Origin of the sequence: Sphingomonas melonis DAPP-PG 224, assembly GCF_000379045.1 — a bacterium.
In the GTDB taxonomy this organism is placed as follows: domain Bacteria; phylum Pseudomonadota; class Alphaproteobacteria; order Sphingomonadales; family Sphingomonadaceae; genus Sphingomonas; species Sphingomonas aquatilis.
The window spans coordinates 2,219,520-2,242,479 of sequence record NZ_KB900605.1 but is presented as its reverse complement, the minus strand read 5'-3'; the positions used below and the strand labels follow the sequence as shown (position 1 = coordinate 2,242,479).

General features: G+C 68.7%; 19 protein-coding genes. 10 read left to right on the top strand and 9 right to left on the bottom strand.

The window, feature by feature from the left end; all coding sequences use genetic code 11:
* Positions 1-14: 14 nt before the first annotated feature.
* Genes SPHME3_RS0110980 through SPHME3_RS0110970 form a run of 3 tightly spaced genes read right to left on the bottom strand, consistent with a single transcriptional unit; the run spans position 15 to position 4,215 of the window.
* The gene (locus SPHME3_RS0110980; protein WP_018250714.1) at positions 15-2,492 is read right to left on the bottom strand and encodes a TonB-dependent receptor; all 2,478 of its coding nucleotides are present in this window, start codon (positions 2,490-2,492) and stop codon (positions 15-17) included.
* Positions 2,489-3,433 carry a quinoprotein relay system zinc metallohydrolase 1 gene (locus SPHME3_RS0110975; RefSeq protein ID WP_017979114.1) on the bottom strand — a complete coding sequence of 315 codons (945 nt, stop codon included), beginning with the start codon at positions 3,431-3,433 and terminating at the stop codon, positions 2,489-2,491. Before SPHME3_RS0110975 ends, SPHME3_RS0110980 begins: the two co-directional genes overlap by 4 nt.
* Positions 3,430-4,215 carry a quinoprotein dehydrogenase-associated SoxYZ-like carrier gene (locus SPHME3_RS0110970; protein WP_020486523.1) on the bottom strand — a complete coding sequence of 262 codons (786 nt, stop codon included), beginning with the start codon at positions 4,213-4,215 and terminating at the stop codon, positions 3,430-3,432. The genes SPHME3_RS0110975 and SPHME3_RS0110970 overlap by 4 nt, the downstream gene beginning before the upstream one ends.
* A 52-nt stretch (positions 4,216-4,267) precedes the next feature.
* On the opposite strand from SPHME3_RS0110970, the gene SPHME3_RS0110965 reads away from it, so the two are divergent.
* Both SPHME3_RS0110965 and SPHME3_RS0110960 read left to right on the top strand, forming a co-directional pair.
* Entirely contained in the window at positions 4,268-4,816 is a 549-nt protein-coding gene (locus tag SPHME3_RS0110965; RefSeq protein WP_017979116.1) for a rhodanese-like domain-containing protein, read from the top strand.
* Entirely contained in the window at positions 4,813-6,894 is a 2,082-nt protein-coding gene (locus tag SPHME3_RS0110960; protein ID WP_017979117.1) for a TonB-dependent receptor, read from the top strand. The genes SPHME3_RS0110965 and SPHME3_RS0110960 overlap by 4 nt, the downstream gene beginning before the upstream one ends.
* An 18-nt stretch (positions 6,895-6,912) precedes the next feature.
* Here SPHME3_RS0110960 and SPHME3_RS0110955 read toward each other — a convergent pair whose 3' ends face one another.
* Entirely contained in the window at positions 6,913-7,212 is a 300-nt protein-coding gene (locus SPHME3_RS0110955; RefSeq protein WP_020486524.1) for an EthD family reductase, read from the bottom strand.
* A gap of 20 nt (positions 7,213-7,232) precedes the next feature.
* On the bottom strand, positions 7,233-7,676 hold the full coding sequence (locus SPHME3_RS0110950; RefSeq protein ID WP_017979119.1) for a pseudoazurin: 444 nt from the start codon (positions 7,674-7,676) through the stop codon (positions 7,233-7,235).
* Positions 7,677-7,865: 189 nt separating this feature from the next.
* On the opposite strand from SPHME3_RS0110950, the gene adh reads away from it, so the two are divergent.
* The 4 genes from adh to SPHME3_RS0110930 all read left to right on the top strand — a co-directional run bounded on the left by adh (position 7,866) and on the right by SPHME3_RS0110930 (position 13,291).
* The gene (gene adh, locus SPHME3_RS0110945; protein ID WP_017979120.1) at positions 7,866-9,386 is read left to right on the top strand and encodes an aldehyde dehydrogenase; all 1,521 of its coding nucleotides are present in this window, start codon (positions 7,866-7,868) and stop codon (positions 9,384-9,386) included.
* A gap of 109 nt (positions 9,387-9,495) precedes the next feature.
* The gene (locus SPHME3_RS0110940; RefSeq protein ID WP_017979121.1) at positions 9,496-9,900 is read left to right on the top strand and encodes a DUF779 domain-containing protein; all 405 of its coding nucleotides are present in this window, start codon (positions 9,496-9,498) and stop codon (positions 9,898-9,900) included.
* Positions 9,897-11,075, top strand: a complete 1,179-nt coding sequence (locus tag SPHME3_RS0110935) for an FIST N-terminal domain-containing protein (protein WP_017979122.1) — start codon at positions 9,897-9,899, stop codon at positions 11,073-11,075. The genes SPHME3_RS0110940 and SPHME3_RS0110935 overlap by 4 nt, the downstream gene beginning before the upstream one ends.
* A complete protein-coding gene (locus tag SPHME3_RS0110930) occupies positions 11,072-13,291 on the top strand; it encodes a hybrid sensor histidine kinase/response regulator (RefSeq protein ID WP_017979123.1) in 2,220 nt (739 codons plus the stop codon). Before SPHME3_RS0110935 ends, SPHME3_RS0110930 begins: the two co-directional genes overlap by 4 nt.
* Here the strand turns inward: SPHME3_RS0110930 and SPHME3_RS0110925 are convergent.
* The 4 genes from SPHME3_RS0110925 to pedF all read right to left on the bottom strand — a co-directional run bounded on the left by SPHME3_RS0110925 (position 13,288) and on the right by pedF (position 17,226).
* Complete coding sequence (locus tag SPHME3_RS0110925; RefSeq protein WP_017979124.1) at positions 13,288-13,923, bottom strand: response regulator; 636 nt, start codon at positions 13,921-13,923, stop codon at positions 13,288-13,290. The genes SPHME3_RS0110930 and SPHME3_RS0110925 overlap by 4 nt on opposite strands.
* An 86-nt stretch (positions 13,924-14,009) precedes the next feature.
* Entirely contained in the window at positions 14,010-15,770 is a 1,761-nt protein-coding gene (locus SPHME3_RS0110920; RefSeq protein WP_375292521.1) for a methanol/ethanol family PQQ-dependent dehydrogenase, read from the bottom strand.
* Positions 15,771-15,910: 140 nt separating this feature from the next.
* Positions 15,911-16,777: a substrate-binding periplasmic protein gene (locus SPHME3_RS0110915; RefSeq protein WP_017979126.1), complete on the bottom strand. Its 867-nt coding sequence runs from the start codon at positions 16,775-16,777 to the stop codon at positions 15,911-15,913.
* The gene (pedF, locus tag SPHME3_RS0110910; protein ID WP_017979127.1) at positions 16,774-17,226 is read right to left on the bottom strand and encodes a cytochrome c-550 PedF; all 453 of its coding nucleotides are present in this window, start codon (positions 17,224-17,226) and stop codon (positions 16,774-16,776) included. The genes SPHME3_RS0110915 and pedF overlap by 4 nt, the downstream gene beginning before the upstream one ends.
* A 118-nt stretch (positions 17,227-17,344) precedes the next feature.
* Here pedF and SPHME3_RS0110905 point away from each other — a divergent pair, with 118 nt between their 5' ends.
* The 4 genes from SPHME3_RS0110905 to SPHME3_RS0110890 all read left to right on the top strand — a co-directional run bounded on the left by SPHME3_RS0110905 (position 17,345) and on the right by SPHME3_RS0110890 (position 22,950).
* A complete protein-coding gene (locus SPHME3_RS0110905; RefSeq protein WP_017979128.1) occupies positions 17,345-18,301 on the top strand; it encodes a PQQ-dependent catabolism-associated beta-propeller protein in 957 nt (318 codons plus the stop codon).
* Between the two features lie 144 nt (positions 18,302-18,445).
* Entirely contained in the window at positions 18,446-19,849 is a 1,404-nt protein-coding gene (locus SPHME3_RS0110900) for a porin family protein (protein WP_017979129.1), read from the top strand.
* A 66-nt stretch (positions 19,850-19,915) separates the two neighbouring features.
* Positions 19,916-21,841, top strand: a complete 1,926-nt coding sequence (gene acs / locus SPHME3_RS0110895) for an acetate--CoA ligase (protein WP_017979130.1) — start codon at positions 19,916-19,918, stop codon at positions 21,839-21,841.
* A gap of 119 nt (positions 21,842-21,960) precedes the next feature.
* Complete coding sequence (locus tag SPHME3_RS0110890) at positions 21,961-22,950, top strand: alpha/beta hydrolase (protein ID WP_017979131.1); 990 nt, start codon at positions 21,961-21,963, stop codon at positions 22,948-22,950.
* Positions 22,951-22,960 lie beyond the last annotated feature (10 nt).

Here is a 22,960-nt window from a genome sequence, read left to right as displayed (position 1 = left end):
GCGGCGTTGCCCGTTCAGAAGCCCAGCCGCATGCCGAACTGCGCCGAGCGCGGCGCGCCGGGTGCCTGAAACGACGCGTGCAGCAATGGCCGTTCGCCGTCGATCACCGGCGCGGCAAACGGCCGTGCGACGAACCGGCCGGACGCATCGAAGGCGGTCGCGCCAAGCTGTGCCGCGGTCGTGTAGCGCTTGTCGAACACGTTGCTCACCTGGACGTAGAGCGTGATGCCCCTGCCCGGTCGCACCTCTGCCGCGGCATTGGCCACCGCATAGGGACTGGTGCGCCCCTGCCCCAAATAATAGACGCCGTCGGGCCGATGCGCGCCATTCTCGTTGCCGCGCGCGATCACGCCGGCGCTGGCGACGACGTCCGCGGAGAGCGTCAGCCAGCGTGTGGCATCGACCGTCACGGCGCCCTTGAGCAGATGACGCGGGATCAACGGGATTCGGTCGCCGCGCGCGATGGCGATCGTGCCGTCGAAGCCCGGTGCGGGGCCGTCGTTGCTGCTGTTGCCGGCGCCGCCGACCGTCTCGGCACTGCGATAGGTGGCGTCGAGCAAGGTGTAATGCGCCGACAGCCCGATCGCACCGAGCCGTGCCGACAGATCGAGGTCTGCGCCCTGCCGCCGGGTACGGCCGAAGTTGCGGAAATAGCCCAAGCCGGTCTGGTCGCTGGCGACGAACAGGATGTCGTCGCGGCTGACGGTGCGGAACGCGTCAGCCCTTAGCCGGACGGCGCCGTGCGTCAGCGTCACCCCGCCCTCCACCGTCTGCGCGACGACCTGCGCGAGCGGCGGGTCGCCGGCGAGCGCATTCGGTAGGCGGCACGGGCTGCGCGGATCGGCGCAACCGAGCTCGATTGCCGACGGCGCCCGGCTGGTCCGGGCGACCGCGAGATCGATTGCCACCGGCGCCAGCGGGGTCCAGCGCAGCGCGATGGCGGGGTTGAACCGCTGGAAGCGGTGATCGCCATCCAACGATCCCGTGCCACCGCCCGGCGTGATCCGGTCGCGGTTGCGCACGATCGTCCAGTCGAACCGCCCCGACAGATCGACATGGAGCGTCGGCGTGACGTCCAGCCCGTCGAGCGCGTAAAGACTGACGACGCGGGTGCCGGCAGACAGATCGACGCGCGCATCGAACGCATTTTCCGACGCCTGCGTCCCATCGGCGAAGGCCCCCGGCCCCGTCACCGCGACCACGCCACGATCCGACGTCAGATAGCCGAATTGCGACGACTGGGTGAAGTCGGCACGCCCATCGACATAGGCCGCACCCAGCGTCAGTCGGTTCGCACCGGCGGTCCACGTCAGCTCCGCCGTCGCGCCCCATTCGCGCTGGCGGGTCGCGGTGCGGTTGACCAGGCCGTTGCATTTCTCGTTCGGCTCGCTGTTCAACAGCACGTTGGCGATGCAGCGCCAGCGTGGAAACGGGGTGTTCGCCTGCGTTTCGCCGGAGGTGGGGACGCCCGAATAGCCCGCCGTCGCCAGAGCGGCACGCTCTACCGCATTGGGTTGGTACAGGTTTTCGCCTAACGCGCCTTCGTTGACGTCGCCGTTGACCGTGCGGGTACGGATGCCACGGTAGAAGGCGTTGGCGGACAGCGTCAGCCGGTCCGACAGCTGCTGCGACAGCGTCGCATTGCCGTACCAGCCGCGATTCCGTGTCGTGTCGGGGTGCGTGTAGACGCTCGCCGGCTCCTTCGCGAGCAGCCGCATCTCCTGCAGGCCGTTACCGTTGAGGTCGCTGTCGGCGACACTGCCCGACAGCGCGATATCGGTGCCGCCATCGACCCAGCCGACCTTGCCGAACAGCTGGCCGGCGCGCGAGGGCGAATAGTCGCGCCATCCCCGTTCCCGGAAATAATCAGCGGAGGCGAACCAATGCCAACTCTTGTGCCTCCCGCCGACGGTCGCGCGCGTGACCGAGCGGCCGAAACTGCCATAGCCGATGTCGGCGGTCATGCCCGGATCGGATCGGCCGTCCTTGGTGCGGATCGCCAGCGCCCCGCCCAGCGAATTGCGCCCGAACAGCGGATTCGCCCCCGGCACCAACGTCGTCGACCGGATCGCGGAGGTGGAAATCAAATCCCAGCTGACCACGTCGCCGAACGGCTGATTCATGCGGATGCCGTCGAGGTAGACCGACAAGCCCTGCGGCGTGCCGAGCAGCGGCGAGGCGGTGAAGCCGCGATAGTTGATGTCCGGTTGCAGCGGGTTGCCCTGCACCTCGTTGACGAACACGCCCCCGGCCAGTCTGCGCAGATAGTCGGACAGGTCCAGCGCATGGCTGCGCGCGATCTGTTCGTCGGACACGTGCTGTGCGGGATAGCCGACGATATCCTCGCCCGGATCGACCAGCGGCGTGCCGACGATCACCAGCGGCTCGCCACCGTCCTGCGCTGCGGGGTCAAGCGTCTGCGCCGCGGCAGGTGTTGCGATCAGCGCGGTCGCAGCCAGTAGACCATAGCGCAGCGGACGCACCCCCGTCATCGCGCATCGACCCGCGGCAGGAGCGTGCGCTCCAGTGTCGGATAGAAATGCGCGACCGAGCGCTGCAATTCGTATCGCGCCGCGGCCAGCGTCGCGAACCGGGGCGGGATCGGCAGATCGCCCGCCTCCACCATGTCGAGCCCGTCTGTCACCGCCCGGCGCAGCGCGGCGTCGAGCCAGTCGATCCAATCGCGGGTCTGGTCGATGGCGGCATTGGGCGTCGGGTCGAACGGGCCATGGCCGGGGATCAACGCGCGATGCCCCAGCCCCTTCAGCGTATCGAGCGAGCGCCGCCACGTCGACAGATCGGCATGCGGCGTCGAGGGCGCGCGATCGTGGAAGACGAGATCACCCGCCACCAGCGTCCCCGTCGCCTCGTCGAGGATGGCGAGATCGTCGGCGCTATGCCCCGACAGCGGCAGCATACGGAACGTCCGCCCACCCACGACCTCCTGCGGGCTCGACACGACATGCGCCGGGATGCGCAGCTCGGTGCCGCGCATCCAGTCGCCCAGCAGGCGGTACATGCCATCGGCAAACCCCGGCCCGTCGCGCGTCAGCGTCGCGATCAGTCCCGGGGTCGCCGCGACGATCGCCGGCGCGAACGCCGCGTCGCCATAGCTGTGGTCGGGATGGAGATGCGTGAGGTAGACGCGCGCCACGGGCTTGCCCGTCAGCGTCTTCGCCAGCGCCTGCAACGCCTCGCCATAGCGTAGCGACGGTCCCGCATCGATCAGTACCGGACCGGCATCGGTGGCGATCAGCGCGATGTTGGCGATCGCACCGCCATTGTCGCGCGCGATCGGCGCATCGGCCCCGCGGATCAGCCAGAGGCCGTCCCCAACCATGTGCGGCGTCAGGTGATAGGCCAGCGCCTGCCCCAGCACTGGCGCGGCGAGGGCGGCGCCCGCCGCGGCGATCAACGTCCGCCGATCGATCATGCGGCGGGACCGCCGCGATCCGCCAGCGTGCCGCGATAGTCGATGCCGTTGGTGTCGCGCGCGTGGAAGCGTACCACTTCGCCCGTCCGCGCATGCGGCAACAGCGTCAGCACTGGGTCCTCGGCGACCGCGGCCTGCATCGCGACCATGCCGAGCGACCGTCCATCCGCGCCAGTCAACGTCAGCTGATCGATATAATAGCTCGCGATATTGGCGACGAAGCCGGTGTCCATCGGGTGGCGGAAGGCGATCTGCGCGCGTGGGCCCGTCGCGGTCCGCCACAGGCCGCCGCGCACCTCGCCCAGATGCTGCGCCCAGTCGCCGCCGACCCGGCTGGCCGGCGGCGCCGAACAGCCGCCACCCGCCGCATCGATCCAGCCGCCCGACACCAGCCACGATCCGTCGGCGAGCTGCACCGCCCCCCGCACCGGCGTGCGCTGGTCGAGCTTGATCCGCGTCGCGATGAACGGCTCGGCATCGTCCAGCCGATAATCGATCGGCAGCTGGATCGGGTTGAGATCGACCAAAATGACGATCCGCTTCACGTCGGCGATGCCCCGCGCGTCGACCTCGACCGGGAAGACGCGCTGGTTTTCGGCGATGTCCGGGAAGCGGACCTTGACGCGCGGATCGAAGGCGACGCGTGCGCCGGCTCCAAACGCCTGATCGGCGACGAAATCCCACATCGGCGATGCCAGCGGATCGGCCGGCAGCGTGGCGGAAGCCGGGGCGGAGACGGCGACAAGCAGTGCCGCGACGAGAGAGCCTGATGCGATCCTCATCCCTAAGTCTGGTAGGCAGGTCGCCCGTCCGCGACCATGACACCTTGGTACGATGCGACGCCACCTGCCCCTCTGCCTTATCGCCCTGATCGCCCCCGCGGCGGCGACGCCCGATGCGCGCTTCGATGCGCGGAGCGGCTATCGCATCGCCGACTATCGCGGCGTCGTGCCGGCGCCACCGCCCGGGGTCGCGCGCATCGATGCCGCCACGGTCGCCGCACTGGTCGATGCCGGCCGCGCGACGCTGATCGACGTCGTGCCTGCCGAGGGCGCGGTACGGACGGCCGACGGCCACTGGCGGCTCGCCCGCGAGCAGCGCAGTATCGCGGGCGCGGCCTGGTTTCCCGAAGCGGGGCGCGGAGCGATCGACCCTGCCGTCGAACGCTGGTTCCTTCGCGGCGTCGCCCGTCTGCATGCCGCCGCACCGCGCGCCACGCTGATCGTCTTCTGTCTGGCGGATTGCTGGATGAGCTGGAATGCGGCGTGGCGTTTGCGCCGGGCGGGCTATAGGCGGGTGCGCTGGTTCGCCGAAGGCGTCGATGGCTGGCGCGACCTGGGCCGCCCGCTGGTGCCGATCACCCCCTATCCGGAGCCGTTATGATCGTTCGAGCCATCGCCCTGTTGCTGTGCGGCACCTCCGCCCTTCCCGCCGCCGCGCAGGACCGGGCTGCCGCCGACCCCTCTGCCACGCAGGACATCGTCGTGATCGGTCGCGGCCTGCCCGCCCGACCGGGCGATCGCACGGCGGACGTCGTCGCGATCGACGCGGCGCGCATCCGCGAAAGCGCCAGCGGTCGGCTGGAAACGGTGCTCGCCGATGTCGCGGGGCTGCAGCAGTTCCGCCGCAGCGATTCGCGCTCGGCCAATCCGACCAGCCAGGGGCTGTCGCTGCGCGGGATCGGCGGCAATGCGTCCAGCCGCGCGCTCCTTGTTCTGGATGGCGTGCCGCAGGCGGACCCGTTCGGCGGCTGGGTGCCCTTCCCCGCTTATGCCACCGATCGCATCGGCCTGATCCGCGTGACGCGTGGTGGCGGCAGCGGCTATTTCGGGCCCGGCGCGCTCGCCGGCACGATCGAGATCGACAGCGCCGATCCCGCCGATCAGCCTACGCTTGCCGCAGACCTCGCGTACGGCAGCCGCCGGTCGCTATCCGCTGCCGCATCGGGTCTGCTGCGCCGTGACGGCGGCTTCGCCACGCTGTCCGCCGCCTATGATCGCGGAGACGGCTTCGTGCCGACCGTCGCGGAGAGCCGCGGCCCCGCCGATCGCGCAGCACCGTTCGAGCAGTTTTCCGCCGCGGCACGCAGCGTGGTCGCGCTCGGTGGACAGACCGAATTGCAGACCAACCTGTCGGGCTTCACCGACACGCGCGAACGCGGCACGGCCTTCACCCGCAACCGCAGCCAGGGCGCCGACGCCAGCGTCCGCCTGATCGGGCGCGGCGACTGGGGCTGGTCCGCGCTCGCCTATCTACAGACGCGCGCCTTCGCGTCGCAATTCGCCAGCGTCGATGCCGCCCGGACGACCGCAACGCAGACGCTCGACCAATATAACACGCCCGCCACCGGCACCGGCGGCCGCATCGAAGTGAAGCCCCCGGTCGGCGAAGGCCGCGATCTGCGGCTCGGCGCCGACGTGCGACGCGTCTCCGGGCAGACGCAGGAGCTGTACACCTACGTCAACGCGCTGCCCACGCGGCGGCGCGTGGCGGGCGGCACTGCGCTGACCTATGGCCTGTTCACGGACGCGAGCCTGACCGCCGGACCCGCGACACTGACACTCGGCGGGCGGGTGGATCGCTGGCGGCTGACGGACGGCGCGCTGCGCGAGGCGGTGATTGCCACCGGCGCGCCGCTGACCAACGCCATCTTTCCGGAGCGGCGGGGGACGGAATGGACCGGACGGGCCGGTATTGCCGTCACGCCGGTCGCGCCGGTGACGCTGCGCGCGTCCGCCTATCGCGGCTGGCGCCTGCCGACGCTCAACGAGCTGTACCGGCCGTTCCGCGTCGGCGCCGATGCGGTCGCCGCCAATGCCGCGCTAAAGCCCGAACGGTTGAGCGGGATCGACGGCGGCGTCACGCTGGCGCCGGGTGCCGGCATCTCATTCGCCGCGACCGTGTTCTGGAACCGGCTGGACGGCGCGATCGCCAACGTTACGGCTGGGCGCGGGCCCGGCACCTTCCCCGGCGTCGGCTTCGTCGCCGCGAACGGCATCTACCGCGTTCGCCGCAATCTGGATGCGATTCGCTCGACCGGCCTGGAGCTGGACGCCCGCTGGCAGAGCGGGCCGGCGTTCGCCCAGGCGTCCTGGTCGCATGTCGATCCCCGCGTCGTCGCCAGCGGCGCTGCGGCAGCGCTCGACGGGTTGCGGCCCGCGCAGACGCCGCGCGACCTGACGTCCGCTACGCTCGGCTGGCGCAAGGGCGGCGCGGCGATCTCGACGACGCTGCGGCACGCCGCCCGCCAGTTCGAGGACGACCAGAACAGCCGCTCGCTCGCGCCGGCGACGACGCTGGACGGCTATGCCGCCTTGCCGCTCACGCGCACGCTGGGGGTCGAGCTGCGCGCGGAGAACGTCTTCGATGCGCGGGTCGAAACGGGGATCAGCGGCAATGCGATCGTCGAGCGTGCGACGCCGCGGACCGTGTGGGTGGGGCTGACGCTGCGGACCGGGTAACCCCGGCCCGCCCCGACGTCAGGCGACCGTCATCGGCATCGGGATCGGCGTTGCGGTCGTGAAATTGGCGATGTCGGCGAACACCGGCGCCGCCTCGCGCGACGCCAGCGCCGCGTCACGCGACGCGGCATCGGTGAAGGTCAGGATGGCGACCGCGAGCATGTCGCCCACGTGATCGGGGAAATAGCCCGCAACACCGGTCAGCCCGTGCGGCGTCAGCGCGTGCCGGACGAGCGGCAGGTGCGTCGCGACATAATATTCGCGATCGAAGGCGGCGCCCCCGTCGGCGGGATAGGCGACCATCAGCGCGGCAGACATCGGCGTTTCCTCCCGCGCGCTCACTTGGCCTGCGCCAGCATCGGCGTCATCCGCTTGGCGGCGAACGGCGGCAGCTTCACGGCCCGCGCGGCGGCGAGATTGGCGGACGGGCCGTTGCCCACTTGCACCAGCGCGACCATGCCCATCGAAAAGTGCGGCATGCACTTGATGCCGTACAGCCCCGGCACGGTGACCGGCAGTACGAATTCCTTGTTCATCTGACCCTTGGACGGCGCGACGCCGGCAGGCAGGATCGTCGGGATCGTCTCTGCATTGTGGCTGGGGTCGGTCGGCTTGAAGTGGATGGTGTCGCCCGGCTGCGCTTTGATGAAGGCTGGTTCGAACACCATCGATCCGCCCGTACCGACGTTCTTCATCTGCACGACGATGTCGCGCGCGGCGGCCGGCGCGGCAGCGGCGAGGGTGGCGACGGCGGCGGCGCCGACGATGGCGAGCTTCAACATGGTGACATTCCTCTCCCGTACGCGCCGTCAGGGACCGACGCCGAATGCGGCCGGGGTGCCCGCATCGCGCCGCCAGCGGCAATTGCCCTTTGGTGCAATGGCGCAGGGCGCCCCGCAGGCAGACAGTGGGGCATCGCAACGAGACCGAACCGGCAGGACCGCCGGCGCGCGACCCCTAGGAGACGACCCATGCTGCAACAGGCGCTTGACGAGCTGAAAGGGCAGATCGCGATCCGCCCGCGCTACGACAATTTCATCGGCGGCGACTGGGTGGCGCCGGTGCGGGGCCAGTATTTCGACAACCCCTCGCCCGTCACCGGCAAGACCGTCTGCTCGGTCGCGCGCGGCACCGCCGAGGACATCGAACTGGCGCTCGACGCCGCGCACAAGGCGAAAGACGCCTGGGGCCGGATGAGCGCGACCGAGCGCTCGCGCATCCTGCTCAAGATCGCCGACCGGATGGAGGAACGGCTGTCGCTGCTGGCGCTGGTCGAGACGATCGACAACGGCAAGCCGATCCGCGAGACCACCGCCGCCGACCTGCCGCTGGCGATCGATCATTTTCGCTATTTCGCCGGCTGCCTGCGCGCGCAGGAAGGGTCAATCGCCGAGATCGACCACGACACCGTCGCCTATCACTTCCACGAACCGCTGGGCGTCGTCGGCCAGATCATTCCCTGGAATTTCCCGCTGCTGATGGCGGTGTGGAAGCTCGCGCCGGCGCTCGCCGCGGGCAATTGCGTGGTGCTGAAACCCGCCGAACAGACGCCGATGTCGATCATGGTGCTGATGGACGTGATCGGCGACCTGCTGCCGCCGGGCGTGCTCAACGTCGTCAACGGCTTCGGTGTCGAGGCAGGCAAGCCGCTGGCGCAGAACAAGCGGATCGCCAAGATCGCCTTCACCGGCGAAACGACGACCGGCCGCCTGATCATGCAATATGCGACCGAAAACCTGATCCCCGTCACGCTGGAGCTGGGCGGCAAGAGCCCCAACATCTTCTTCGCCGACGTGATGACCGCGCACGACGATTATCTGGACAAGGCGCTGGAAGGCTTCGCCTTGTTCGCGCTCAACCAGGGTGAGGTGTGTACCTGCCCCAGCCGCGCGCTGATCCACGAATCGATCTACGACCGCTTCATGGAAAAGGCGATCGCACGGGTACAGGCGATCAAGCAGGGCAGCCCGCTGGACGCATCGACGATGATCGGTGCGCAGGCCTCGAACGACCAGCTCGAAAAGATCCTGTCGTACATCGACATCGGCAAGGCGGAGGGGGCGAAGGTGCTGACCGGCGGCACCCGCGCGCAGCTCGGCGGCGAACTGGACGCAGGCTATTACGTCACGCCGACGATCCTGGAAGGGCACAACAAGATGCGCGTGTTCCAGGAGGAAATCTTCGGCCCCGTCGTCGCGGTGACCACCTTCAAGGACTTCGACGATGCGATGGCGATCGCCAACGACACGCTCTACGGGCTGGGCGCCGGGGTATGGTCGCGCGACGGGACGACCGCCTATCGTGCCGGCCGGACGATCCAGGCGGGACGCGTCTGGACCAATTGCTACCACGCCTATCCCGCCCATGCCGCGTTTGGCGGCTACAAACAGTCGGGCATCGGCCGCGAAACGCACAAGATGATGCTGGACCATTATCAGCAGACCAAGAACCTGCTGGTCAGCTACAGCCCCAAGGCGCTGGGTTTCTTCTGATCCTTGCCACCGCGGGGGACTGTCTGCCCACTCTTCCACCCACCCCCGCATCCTACAGCGGCGGCCCTCTTCGCGAGGGTCGCCGTCCTTGTCTGCGAAGGCCCCGCCGATGACCGTTCCGCCGCGCGTCCTGTCCACCGCCGCCGCCGATGCGGTCATGGCGGATCTGACCCGCCGGCACGGGGCGCTGATGTTCCATCAGTCGGGCGGCTGCTGCGATGGCTCCGCGCCGATGTGCTATCCGGCGGGCGAGTTCCGCGTCGGCGGGCAGGACATCCTGCTCGGCACCGTCGGGCCGGACTACGCCGCCATCCCCGTGTGGATCGGCGCGGCGCAGTTCGACTATTGGCGCCACACCCAGATCACGATCGACGTCGTCCCCGGTCGCGGCGCCGGCTTTTCGCTGGAAGGCCCCGACGGCCTGCGCTTCATCGTGCGCAGCCGTGTGTTCACCGATGCCGAGGTCGACGCACTGGACGCCGCCGGCCCACCGCCGCGCGGAGATGATACGTGACGGCCGCCCGCTCCGCTGCCATCATCGCCGCCGTGCCCACCTCGTCCCACCTTCGCGTCGCCGCGACGCGCGAACACGATCCCGAACTGGCGATCCGCGCGCTGTTCCGGCAGCTCGACGTGCCGGAACTGTCGGGCATCCTGCTATTCTGTTCGAGCCGGTATCCGCTGGACGCGCTGGCGCAGTCGATCGCCAGCCGCAGCGAGGGGCTGACGATCGTCGGCTGCACGTCGTCGGGCGAACTGACCCCCGACGGTATGGGCGAAGGAACGCTGACCGCGATCGGTTTCCCCGCCAGCGACTTTCGCCTGACCGCGACCTGCTTCACCGATCTCGACCATTTCGACGGCGGCGATGCGCAGCGGCGCGTCCGGTCGATGGTGGCCCAGGCGACCGAGGAGACGCGGCATTTCGGCGGACGCGTCAATCATGCGGCGATCTTCCTGGTCGACGGCCTGTCGCACCGCGAAGAGATGCTGACGCTGACGTTGCAGGATGCGCTGGGCGACGTGCCGCTGATCGGTGGGTCGTCGGGCGACGGCCTCGATTTCCGCGAGACCTTCGTCCTGTACGACGGCGCGTTTCGCCGCGACGCCGCGGTGATCGCGATCCTGTCGACTGCGCGGCCGATGACCGTGTTCCGCGCGCAGCATTATCGGCCGGGCGAGGTGAAGATGGTGATCACCGCCGCGGACACGACACGGCGCATCGTCCATGAAATCAACGCCGAGCCTGCCGCGGAGGAATATGCCCGGCTGGTCGGGACACAGGTCGATCAGCTCGGCCTGCCGGTATTCGCGGCGCACCCGCTGATGGTGCGGGCGGGCGGCGAATATTACGTCCGCTCGATCCAGTCCGCCAACCCGGACGGCAGCCTCACCTTCTATTGCGCGATCGACGAGGGGATCGTGCTGACGCTGGGCGAGGCCGACGATATCGTTGGCCGGCTGGAGGCGTTGTTCGACCGGCTCGACAGCGACATCGGCGGCGTCGATCGCATCCTCGGCTTCGATTGCGTGCTCAATTCGGTCGAGATCGCGCAGCGTCAGCTGCGCACACCGGTGTCCGACCTCTACGCACGACGCGGCGTCATCGGCTTCAACACCTATGGCGAGCAATTCCGTGCGCTGCACGTCAACCAGACCTTCGCCGGTCTGGCGATCGGGCGGCCATGACCGGCCAGCGAGACGACGCCGCGCACGTCGCCGCGCTGGAGGCGCGGATCGCGAAGCTGGAGCGGATCAATCGGTCGCTGATGGACCGGGTCGAACGCTCGACCGACCTGCAGGGCAACGCCTTTTCGGTGTTCGAAACCGCGATCGCGCTGGAGAGCAAGGTCCGCGAACGCACCGCCGATCTGGAACGCGCACTCGACGACCTGGCGGCGAGCAATGCCGCGCTCGCCCACGCCCGCGATGCCGCCGATGCCGCACGGCGGCGACTGGGCGATGCGATCGAGGCGCTCGACGAGGGCTTCGCCATCTTCGACACCGACGATCGGCTGGTGCTGTGCAACCGCACCTATCTGTCGCTGTGGCCGACGATCGCCGATCGCATCCAGCCGGGCGTCGCCTTCGACGAGATCGCCGGTGCGATCTGCGAGGTGGGATCGACGCTCGGCCCGCTCGTCTCGCCGGCGCGCTGGGTGTCCGAGCGCGTCGGCCGCCATCAGGTCGCCGATGGCGGGCAGGTGATCCTGCTCGCCGACGGGCGCTGGATCCAGGTCAACGAACAGCGCACCAGCGAAGGCGGGATCGTCGGCGTCTACACCGACATCACCGACATCAAGGCGGAGGATGCACGGCAACGGGCACGCGAGCTGGCCGAGCGCGCGGTGGTGTTGCAGGGAACGCTGGACGCCATGCCGCAGGGCGTGTGCCTGTTCGCCCCCGATCGCTCGCTGCTCGCCTGGAACGATCCGCTGCTGACCCTGCTCGATCTGGCGCCGCAGCGGATGCGGCAGCGCATCTCCGATCACGCCGCGCTCGTCAAATGGTGCAAGACGAAGCTGCCGCGCGCCGATGCCGCCGACACGCTGGGCTGGGTCGATACGCAGGGCAGTGATCCCACCGAGACGACGCAGGAGATCGTCGCCATCCGCCGCCTGGCGGATGGCCGCTCGATCGAAATCCGTCGCCAGCCGATGGCCGACGGCGGCATGGTGATGAGCTTCGACGACGTCACCGAACGGCTGAAAACCGCCGATGCCCTCGAACAGCGGGTCGCCGCGCGGACGCGTGAGCTGGAACAGGAGGTGCGCGAACGGCAGGCGGCCGAGCTGGCGATGCGCGCGGCCAAGATGGCGGCGGAACAGGCCAATCTATCGAAGACGCGGTTCCTCGCCGCCGCCAGCCACGATCTGCTGCAACCGCTGAACGCCGCGCGCCTGTTCGTCTCCGCACTGGCCGGCCGCCGCCTTGCCGAGAGCAATCGCAAGATCGTCGACCAGGCGGCATCGGCGCTCGATTCGATCGAAGGCCTGCTGGAGGCGTTGCTCGAAATCTCCAAGCTCGATGCCGGCGCGATCACCCCGGACCTCGGCGATGTCCCGCTCGACGAGATGTTCACCGCGTTGCGCGCCGAATTCGCGGTCGTGGCCGCCGAGCGGGGGCTGACGCTGAACGTCGTGCCGACGCGGCTATGGGTGCATTCCGACCGGCGGCTGCTGCGGCGCGTGTTGCAGAACTTCCTGTCCAACGCCGTGCGCTATACCGAGCGGGGCAGCATCACCATGACCGCGCGAGCCGAGGGGCGATCGGTCGCGATCACCGTCGCCGATACCGGTCCCGGCATCGATCCGTCGCATCATGCCGAGATCTTCGACGAATTCCGCCGGCTCAACACGGGCGCGTCGCAGGGCATCGGATTGGGCCTCGCCATCGTGCAGCGCGCCAGCCGCATGCTCGGCCACCCGGTGCGCGTGGATAGCGCGCTCGGCGCAGGGGCGATCTTCTCGATCGAAGCCCCCCTCGCCGCGACGGGTGTGGCGGGCGCCACAGCCAGCGCGGCGCCGGCACGCGGGCTGGGCGTGTCGACCGTGCTCGTGCTCGACAATGAGGAATCGATCCTCGCCGGCATGCAGGCGATGCTGGGCGGCTGGGGTGTGCGGGTGCGCACCGCGGCGACGCTGGAGGATGCGCGCGCGATCGTCCGCCGGTCTCGGCTACGGCCGGACGTCATCCTCGCGGACTATCATCTGGGGTCGGACACGCTGGGCGATGCGGCGGTCGCGACGCTGCGCGAGGATATCGGCGCGAAGGTGCCCGCGGCGATCATCACGGCGGACCGTATGCCCGATCTGCGCGAACAGCTGCTCGCCGCCGGGCTCCACGTCCTGCAGAAACCGGTGAAGCCCGCGCAACTGCGGGCGCTGCTCGCCAGCGTTCGCTAGCGCCCTAGCCCGACCTTGTTCGCCAGGATCACCGCCTGCGTGCGGCTGTAGACGTTCAGTTTCGACAGGATGGCGGAGACATGCGCCTTCACCGTCGTCATCGACACGTCGAGCTCATAGGCGATCTGCTTGTTGAGCTTGCCTGCGACGACCAGCCCCAGCACCACGCGCTGCTGCGGCGTCAGCGTGCCGATCCGGCGGCGGATGCCCTCGATCTCCGCCTCGGCATCCGACGGGGCGGCGAAATCGTCGGGGATATAGACGTTGCCCGACAGGATCGACTGGATCGCCGCGACGATCTGGCTGCGCTTCAGCGATTTGGGGATGAACCCGGCGGCACCGTTGGCGATCGCGCCGTTGACGACCTGGCTATCCGCCGCGGCGGACACGAGCACGATGGGCAGCGACGGAAACCGGTCGCGCAGCATCGTCAGCCCGGAAAAGCCGCGCGCATCGGGCATGTTGAGATCGAGCAGGACGAGGTCGAAATCACCCTCGCGATCGACGATCTCGACCGCCTCGGCGACCGATGATGCCTCGAACAGGTCGGCCTGGTCGAAGGCGACCGAAATGACGGTACGCAAGCCGTCACGCACCAGCGGATGATCGTCCGCGATCAGGACTCGTTCCACGCCCCCTCTCCCCGCAGACGATTGTAATATAAGTGCGATCGGATGCGAAGAGGGCGCCGCGACCGGCGACGCCCCCTGCGAACCGATCATGCCTTGGGCAGCTTGAAGACCCAGAGCGCGCCGCCCTGGTTGATATGCTGCACCGCCTTCGCGACCTCGCCGCCCCACAGCGGCACCGCGCCGCCCCAGCCGCTCATGACCGCGACATATTGCTCGCCGTCCTGCTCCCACGTCACCGGGCTGCCGACGACGCCGGAGCCGGTGTTGAACTTCCACAGCTCCTTGCCAGTCTTGGCGTCGAACGCCTTCAAATAGCCCTCGGGCGTGCCGGTGAAGACCAGATTGCCGGCGGTGGTCAGTACACCGCCCCACAACGGCGCCTTGTTCCTGTATTCCCACGCGATCTTGCCCGTCTTGGGGTCCATCGCACGCAGCACGCCGATATAGTCGGGGTTCAGCGGCTTGATCGTGAAGCCGGCACCCAGATAGGCCGCGCCCTTCTTATAGGCGATCGGCTCGTTCCAGATGTCCATGCCCCATTCGTTGGAGGGGATGTAGAACATGCCGGTCTGCTGGCTGTACGCCATCGGCATCCAGTTCTTGCCGCCGAGGAAGCTGGGCGCGGCGAACACGCTGGCGCCCTTTTCGGCGCTGGGCGCGGGCGGGCGCTTGGCGGGATCGTAAATCGGCTTGCCGTCCTTGGTGAAGCCGGTCGCCCAGTCGGTGCGCGAGACGAAGCGATTGGCGGAGACGAACTTACCGTTCGTCCGGTCGAGCACGAAGAAATAGCCGTTGCGATCGGCCTTCGCCCCCAGCTTCCGCCCGTCCATATCAAACGGAATGAATTCGTTGACGCCGTCGAAGTCCCAGCCGTCATGCGGGGTCGTCTGGTAATGCCATTTGATCTCGCCCGTGTCGGGATCGATCGCCAGCGTCGACGAGGTATAGAGGTTGTTGCCGGGCCGCAGATGGCTGTTCCACGGCGCGGGATTGCCGGTGCCCATGTAGATCAGGTTGGTATCGGGATCGTAGGTGCCGCCCAGCCAGGTCGCGCCGCCGCCGTTCTTCCACTGATCGCCCTGCCAGCTCGCATTGAGCTTGCCGGTCATGGTCGAATCCTTGCCGTTCAGCTGGCCCATATGGCCCTCGATCGTCGGACGCGACCAGATTAGCTCGCCGGTGTTGACGTCGCGCGCTTCGACCTTGCCGACGATGCCGAATTCGCCGCCGGAATTACCGTAGATCACCTTGCCCTTCACGATCATCGGCGCGGCGGTGAAGCTGTAGCCCGCGTCATAGGGGGCCAAAGTCTTGTTCCAGATGACCTTGCCGGTCTTGCGGTTCAGCGCGACCATGTGGGCATCGAGCGTGCCGAAGATGATCTTGTCGCCATAGATGGCGGCGCCGCGATTGACGACGTCGCAGCACGGCATGATCCCGTCGGGCAGGCGCGCGTCATACTGCCACAGTTCCTCGCCCGAACGCGCGTCGAACGCGAACAGGCGGCTGTAGCTGCCGGTGACGTAGATCACGCCGTCATAGACGATCGGCTGCGCTTCCTGCCCGCGCTGCTTCTCACCGCCCAGGCTGGCGGAGAAAGCGGGGACCAGGCGCGCAACATTGGCGGCGTTGACCTGCGTCAGCGTGCTGAACCGCTGCGCACGCGGCCCCATGCCATAGGTCAGGACGTCGCCGGGGGTCGCCGCATCGTTCATCAGGTCCGCATCTGTCGGCCCTGCACCCGCAGCAGGGGCAGGAGCGGCAGCCGGGGCGGCGGCGGGCGGGGTCGTGGCGGCCGCCGTGATGGCTGCGCGCGGTTCGGTCGCAGTCACCGCCGTCGCCAGCATCGTGCCGGCCAGCAGCATCGCGCACCGGGTCGCCATGGTCTTCATCGCTCTCGTCTCCCCTCCGTTCGGCCGTCCATGCGACCTTGGTTGATGACGCCGAGCCTAATCCGGGATCCGCGTCGGTGGCATTGGACCTTGGATCAAGTCGCCAGCGGCGCGCGGTCGCTGACGCCGTGGTGGGCGAGGATCGCCGCGACGGTGCCGTCGCTACGCAGGCCGGCGACGATCCGGTCGAGCCGGTCGGCGAGGTCGCGGCTGTCGTCCTTCACCGCCAGGCCCACGTCCCAGCCTGCGCTGGGCAGCGCCGGCAGAGGCCCCTTGCGCGTCTTCACCCGCGGCGCGCCAGCCGCGAGCGCATGCTCGATCTGCGCGCGTGTCGCGAGCACGACATCCGCTTCTCCTGTCTTGACCGCATCGACCGCCGCCGAGCCGCTCATCAAATGGCGCGTGTCGGTGCGCAACACGCCGCCGAAGCTGCCCGAAAAGTAGAAGTCGGGCACGCTGTCCAGCTCGGCCACCAGCCGCTTGCCCTTCAAGGCGGCGGGGGCGACCTCGCAATCGGTGTCGACCCCGCAGGCCATCAGGAAGCCCTCGCGATAATAAGGCGCGCCGATCACCGCGCGGTCGTTGGCGCGGGCCAGCTGCCGGTCCACCGGCACGTGCATCATGATGTCGCACGTCTGTCCGCCGACCAAGGAGCCCCGCCACACCATGTTGCGCAGATCGTCGCCGACATCCTCGTCGGCCAGAAAGTCGACGATCTCCGCGCGCACCCCCAAAGCCTTGGCGATCGCACGGCCGAGGTCGACGTCGATGCCCATGACGGTGCCATCGGCGCCCTTCCACGACCAAGGTTCGAAATCGCGATAGACCGCGATGCGCACGACACCCGCCGCGGTGATCGTGTCGAGCCCCCGTGCCATCGCTCCGACGGGGGCGAAGGCCGCCGCGAGTGCGCCCGCGATCATCGCGCGGCGGGTGGGTGCGCGGCAGGACGCCCCGCTCATTCCTCGTGCTTCGTGTCGAGCCAGGAGCGGATCGCCCAGCCGGCCTTCTGCCCCAGCGCATCGCCCATCGGCGGCATATAGACCTTGCCGTCGCGCGACGAGCCGTGCTGGAACCGCTGGATGAACCATTCGTCGCCGGCCTCGCCCTTGTCGAGGTAGCGCAGATCGGGGGCGATGCCGCCCGAGATCGCATCGAGCCCGTGGCAGCGGGCGCAATTGCCGCCATAGGCGCTCTCGCCGATCTTCTTGGCCATCGCATAGACCTGAGGGTCGTCGCGATAGGGGTTCTTCGTCACCCATGTCGTGTTGTCGGGCTTGATGTCGGGCAGCTTGCTGGTGTCGACCGCCTGCGGCGTGACGTTGCCATGCGCGAACACGTTATAGCCGATCGACGACGCCGCGATCAGTGCCGAACAGACGAATGCGATACGCGAACCCTTCACCGGCATCATCCTCTCCCGCCGCCCTGACGGCGGCTCGGCAGAGACCCTAACCGCGGCGAAGCATCGGGACTTATTGGACTTTGGTACGAAGGGGCGGCGCGCCGGGATGGGCTAGGATGCGGTCATGCGATCCCTGCTCCTCATTGCGGCCCTCGCCGCCCCCCTCGCTCCCGCTACCGCCGAGACGATCTATGTCTCGAACGAGCGCGCCAATACGATCAGCGTCATCGACGCCGCCACGCTCAAGGTCACCGCGACCTGGCCCGTCGGCCGACGCCCGCGCGGCATCGTCCTGTCGCGTGACGGCAAGCAATTGTACGTCTGCGCCAGCGACGAAAACGCCGTGCAGGTGGTCGATCTGGCATCGGGCAAGGTCGTCGCCAACCTGCCGTCGGGGGAGGATCCCGAAACCTTCGCGCTGTCGCCGGACGGCACCTTGCTGTTCGCCTCGAACGAACGCGATGCGACGGTGACCGCGATCGACGTGCCGGGCCGCAAGGTCGCGTTCCAGGTCGTCGTCGGCGTCGAGCCCGAAGGGATGGCGGTCAGCCCCGACGGACGGTTCGCGGTCTCCACCTCCGAAACGGACAATGCGGTCCACTGGATCGACATCGCGCGGCGCGAGGTGGTGGCGACCACGCCGACGGGCGACCGGCCGCGCCACGCCGAATTCACTGCGGACGGCAAGCAACTGTGGGTGTCGGCGGAGCTGGGCAACAGCGTGGCGGTGATCGACGTCGCCAGCCGCCAAGTGATCGACACGTTGCACTTCACCGTGCCGGGCATCGCTCCCGAGAAGGTCATGCCCGTGCAGATCCGCTTCACCCCCGATGCGCGACAGGCGGTGATCGCTCTGGGTCGCGGCAATGCGATCGCGATCGTCGACACCGCGACGCGCAAGACGCGCGCCATCGTTCCCGTCGGCCCGCGCGTGTGGGGCGTTGCGATCACGCCGGATGGACGCCGCGCCATTTCCAGCGACGGCCTGTCCGACACGGTCACCGTCGTCGATCTCGCCAGTGCCAAGGCCGTCGCCACGGTCCCGGTCGGCCGCGCACCCTGGGGCGTCGTCGTCCGCTAGGGGTCGTGCGGTAGGGAAGGCGGGGTCATCGCCGCGCCATCCCACTTTGGTCCGGGATCGAAAGTCCAATACCGCGCCGCGCCCGTCTCCATCAGCCTTGCCGACACGAGCCCGAGACCACGGGCCGAACAGGGGAGGATTAGCATGAAAGCCGTTGCCCGCCTGCTGGGCGCCGTCGCCCTCGCATCCATCGCCATCGCCACGCCCGCCGCGGCGCAGGATGCGACCGACGGGCTGCTGCTGAAGCTGAAGGAAAAGGGAATCCTGACCGAGGACGAATATCAGGCGCTGCTCGCCCGCAAGACGGCACAACCCAGCCCCGTCCCCGCCGCCAACACCGCAGAGGCGCCGCAGCAGGCCGCCGCCGAACGGCTCGACGACAAGAAGCTGGTGCGCATGGCGGACAGCGGCGTCGGGCTGATGATCGGCGATGTCGCGCTGAAGTTCTCCGGCTCCGTCAACGGCTTCTACGTCCATGACAGCGCCGATGCGGCGACGCCGGCGAACACCGTCGCGGGCGGGCTCGCCAGCGTCGGCAACGACACGTCGGCGATCCGCAACGGGCTGTTGCCCGGCTTCCTGAAGGTCGACGTTTCGACGACCCAAGGCGGCTGGGACGTCGGCGCGCATTTCGGCATGTATCCCGGCATCAATTCCAGCCTGGGCAATTCCGGCGCGAACGGCGCGGGCGCCCCCCAGGCGCTGCAAACCTCCGGCATCGATTTCCGCCAGACCTATCTGACGTTCGGTCGCAGTGGCTTCGGCGAGATCAAGATCGGCCGCGATATCGGCCTGTTCGGGTCGGATGCGATCCTGAACGACATCACATTGCTGTCGGTCGGCACCGCCGCGGGCAATGCCGCGCCGTCCAATACGTCGCTCGGCCGGATCGGGCTGGGGTATATCTACACCGACTTCCAGCCACAGATCACCTATGCCTCGCCCAAGTTCGGCGGCTTCCAGTTCGCGGCAGGCATCTTCCAGCCACTCACCACGATCGGCCGCACCGAGACGAACGAGACGATCGGCTTCCAGGCCAAGGCGACCTACGACCTCGTGCCGACCGAAGGAGGCCTCGGTGCGCATCTGTGGGTCAGCGGGCTGATCCAGGGCCATGACGCGATCGGCGGCTTGCCGGCCTATACTGGCCGCGCGATCGATGCCGGCGCCAAACTGTCCTACGGTTCGGCAAGCCTGACCGGCTATTATTACACCGGCACCGGCGTCGGCACGATCGGCCTGTTCCTGCTGTCGACCGATGCGCTCGGCCGCAAGCGCGACAGCAACGGCTACTACGTCCAGGGCACCTACGGCATCGGCAAGCTGACGCTGGGGGCGAGCTATGGCGCGAGCTACCTGTCGCGCGCCCAGGGTGAGGCGATCTCCGCCCTCGTCCGCCGCAACGCGAGCTGGGTCGGCCAGACGCGCTATGGCCTGAACAGCTGGGTGACGCTGATCGGCGAATACACCCACACCATGTCGCGCGCGCACAACGGCAATGACGCGAGCTCCGACGCCTTGGCGCTCGGCGCGATCCTGTTCTTCTGATCCCACCGCATCGACGGGCTGTGCATTCCCGCCGGATGCGCAGCCCGCGTCACGAAAGGCCGCCTCATGCGCGATATCGTTCCAGCGACCCCTGCACGTTCCGGCGGCATCGGCCCTGCCGAGTATGCGCACCAGTGCCGCGCCGCGATCGAGACGCCCGATGCCTATTGGCGCGATCAGGCCGCACAGCTCGACTGGATGCGGCCGTTCGATACGGTGAAGGACGTGTCCTTCGCGGCCGACGATTTCCGGATCCGCTGGTTCGACGGCGGCCAGATCAACGTATCGGCCAATTGCCTCGACCGGCATCTGGCGACGCGGGGCGATCAGGTCGCGATCCTGTGGGAAGGCGACGAACCCGGCGAAAGCGCGCGCATCACCTATCGCGCCTTGCACGATCGCGTCTGCCGGATGGCGAATGTGCTGACGTCGCTTGGCGTCGGACGCGGTGACCGCGTGACGCTCTACCTGCCGATGGTGCCCGATGCGGCGGCGGCGATGCTCGCCTGTACGCGGATCGGCGCGATCCATTCGATCGTGTTCGGCGGCTTTTCCTCCGACGCGCTCGCCGACCGGATCCGCGATTGCGGATCGAAACTGGTCATTACCGCCGACGAAGGCTGCCGCGGCGGCCGTCGCATTCCGCTGAAGGCCAATGTCGATGCCGCGCTCAGCGCCTGCCCCTCGGTCGAGCATGTGCTGGTCCTGCGCCGCACCGGTGGCGATATCGCGATGACGCCTAGCCGCGATCTGTGGCTGGACGCGGCGATCGCCGACGCCTCGCCCGACTGCCCGCCGGTGGCGATGGAGGCCGAGGACCCGTTGTTCATCCTCTACACCAGCGGATCGACGGGCAAGCCCAAGGGCGTGCTCCACACGACCGCCGGCTATCTGCTGTGGGTCGCCAAGACGTTCCGCGACGTCTTCGACCACCGCGACGGTGACGTCTTCTGGTGTACCGCCGACATCGGCTGGGTCACCGGGCACAGCTATGTCGTCTATGGTCCGCTCGCCAACGGTGCGACGACGGTGATGTTCGACGGCGTGCCCAATTATCCCGACCACGGGCGGCTTTGGGATACGGTCGACCGGCTCGGGGTAAGCGTGCTCTACACCGCGCCGACCGCGATCCGGGCGCTGATGCGCGAAGGCGACGATCACGTCACCCGCCACCGCCGCACCAGCCTGCGCCTGCTCGGCAGCGTCGGCGAACCGATCAATCCGGAGGCCTGGGCCTGGTATCACCGCGTCGTCGGCGACGGCCGCTGCCCGATCGTCGACACCTGGTGGCAGACCGAGACGGGCGGCGTGCTGATCTGTCCCCTGCCCCACACGCCCGATCCCAAGCCCGGTGCCGCGACGAAGCCGCTGCCCGGCGTCCAGGTGGAGCTGGTCGACGCCGAGGGCGGTGTCCTGCACGGTGCGGCGGAGGGCAATCTGGTCCTTACCGATAGCTGGCCCGGCCAAATGCGATCGGTGTGGGGCGATCACGACCGCTTCATCCAGACCTATTTCACCACCTATCCGGGCAAATATTTCACCGGCGACGGCTGCCGCCGCGATGCGGACGGCGATTATTGGATCACCGGCCGCGTCGACGACGTCATCAACGTCAGCGGCCACCGCCTCGGCACCGCGGAAATCGAGAGCGCGCTCGTTGCCCATCCCAGCGTCGCGGAGGCTGCCGTCGTCGGCATGCCGCACGACGTGAAGGGCCAGGGCATCTACGCCTTCGTCACGCTCCACGCGGACGCGACGGAGGACGAGGCGTTGCGCGGCACCTTGCGCGCCTGGGTCCGGCGACAGATCGGCCCGGTCGCGACGCCCGACGCGATCCAGTTCGCCCCCGCTTTGCCCAAGACCCGCTCCGGCAAGATCATGCGCCGCATCCTGCGCAAGATCGCGGAAGGCGCGATCGACACGATCGGCGACACCTCGACGCTCGCCGATCCGTCGGTCGTCGCGACGCTGATCCGCGACCGGCAGGCATGAGGTAAGCGTGCACGGCGTTCGAGCCCCGCCCTCGACATACGCCGGACGGACGTCCACACGCGCCCCTGCCCGCCCGCCGCCGGACCGACCGGCAGGGGCCGAAGCCGCTGGACCGCCCCATGACCGCACGCCCACGTTCGATCCGGCTGACGCCGCGAGACATTCCGTCGCCCAACTCGATCAGCCCCGAGGCGCAGGCGGCGCTGGAGCGGCTGATCGACGCGGACGGCGTGCCGGTCAACGCGCATTTCACGATGCCGGACCATGACGACGTGGCGGGGTGGCAGGCAGTCAAGGCATCGGTCGATGCCCATTATGCGCGCATGCTGGCCGCGGCCTCGGACGCGCCCACCGCCGCGGTCGAGACGATCCGGTGCGACGATGCGGTCGTCCATGTCGCCACGCCCGCTGCGCCGATCGCCGAGGACGCTGTGTACATCGACCTGCACGGCGGTGCGCTGGTCTTCGGTGGTGGCGAGGGGTGTCGGCACGGCGCGCGAACGCTGGCCGATCAATTGGGCTTACGCGTCTGGAGCGTCGACTATCGCCTGCCGCCCGAACACCCCTTCCCGGCGGGCCTCGACGATGGCCTGGCGACCTATCGTGCTGCGCTTCGGTCGTACCCGGCCGAACGGATCGTCGTTGGCGGACGCTCCGCCGGCGGCAATCTCGCCGCCGCGATGCTGCTGCGCGCGAAGGCGGAGGGCCTGCCGCCGCCGGCCGGGCTGGTCCTGCTGTCGCCGCAGGTCGATCTGACGGAGAGTGGCGACAGTTTCGTGGTCAACGCCGGCATGGACGGGATGCTGCCGACGTCGCTGATGTCGAGCAATCGGCTCTATGCGGGCGGGGCCGATCTCAGCGACCCTCTCGTGTCACCGCTGTTCGGTGACGTCGCCAACTTCCCCCCGACCTTCCTTCTGACGGGCACGCGCGACCTGTTCCTGTCCAACACCGTGCGCATGCACCGCCGGCTCGTGTCGGCCGGGGTTCCTGCAGACCTCCATGTCTTCGAAGCCATGCCCCATGGCGGTTTCGGCGGAGCGCCGGAGGATTGGGAGGCGGCGCACTGTATGACGCAGTTTGTCCGAGACCGTCTATCGGCGCGCTGACCGGGCGTTC

Excerpts from the sequence above, each read along its gene's own strand:
- SPHME3_RS0110980 (WP_018250714.1), bottom strand. The coding sequence starts at position 2,492 with ATGACGGGGGTGCGTCCGCTGCGCTATGGTCTACTGGCTGCGACCGCG.
- SPHME3_RS0110975 (WP_017979114.1), bottom strand. The coding sequence starts at position 3,433 with ATGATCGATCGGCGGACGTTGATCGCCGCGGCGGGCGCCGCCCTCGCC.
- SPHME3_RS0110970 (WP_020486523.1), bottom strand. The coding sequence starts at position 4,215 with ATGAGGATCGCATCAGGCTCTCTCGTCGCGGCACTGCTTGTCGCCGTC.
- SPHME3_RS0110965 (WP_017979116.1), top strand. The coding sequence starts at position 4,268 with ATGCGACGCCACCTGCCCCTCTGCCTTATCGCCCTGATCGCCCCCGCG.
- SPHME3_RS0110960 (WP_017979117.1), top strand. The coding sequence starts at position 4,813 with ATGATCGTTCGAGCCATCGCCCTGTTGCTGTGCGGCACCTCCGCCCTT.
- SPHME3_RS0110955 (WP_020486524.1), bottom strand. The coding sequence starts at position 7,212 with ATGTCTGCCGCGCTGATGGTCGCCTATCCCGCCGACGGGGGCGCCGCC.
- SPHME3_RS0110950 (WP_017979119.1), bottom strand. The coding sequence starts at position 7,676 with ATGTTGAAGCTCGCCATCGTCGGCGCCGCCGCCGTCGCCACCCTCGCC.
- adh (WP_017979120.1), top strand. The coding sequence starts at position 7,866 with ATGCTGCAACAGGCGCTTGACGAGCTGAAAGGGCAGATCGCGATCCGC.
- SPHME3_RS0110940 (WP_017979121.1), top strand. The coding sequence starts at position 9,496 with ATGACCGTTCCGCCGCGCGTCCTGTCCACCGCCGCCGCCGATGCGGTC.
- SPHME3_RS0110930 (WP_017979123.1), top strand. The coding sequence starts at position 11,072 with ATGACCGGCCAGCGAGACGACGCCGCGCACGTCGCCGCGCTGGAGGCG.
- SPHME3_RS0110920 (WP_375292521.1), bottom strand. The coding sequence starts at position 15,770 with ATGCTGGCGACGGCGGTGACTGCGACCGAACCGCGCGCAGCCATCACG.
- SPHME3_RS0110915 (WP_017979126.1), bottom strand. The coding sequence starts at position 16,777 with ATGAGCGGGGCGTCCTGCCGCGCACCCACCCGCCGCGCGATGATCGCG.
- pedF (WP_017979127.1), bottom strand. The coding sequence starts at position 17,226 with ATGCCGGTGAAGGGTTCGCGTATCGCATTCGTCTGTTCGGCACTGATC.
- SPHME3_RS0110905 (WP_017979128.1), top strand. The coding sequence starts at position 17,345 with ATGCGATCCCTGCTCCTCATTGCGGCCCTCGCCGCCCCCCTCGCTCCC.
- SPHME3_RS0110900 (WP_017979129.1), top strand. The coding sequence starts at position 18,446 with ATGAAAGCCGTTGCCCGCCTGCTGGGCGCCGTCGCCCTCGCATCCATC.
- acs (WP_017979130.1), top strand. The coding sequence starts at position 19,916 with ATGCGCGATATCGTTCCAGCGACCCCTGCACGTTCCGGCGGCATCGGC.
- SPHME3_RS0110890 (WP_017979131.1), top strand. The coding sequence starts at position 21,961 with ATGACCGCACGCCCACGTTCGATCCGGCTGACGCCGCGAGACATTCCG.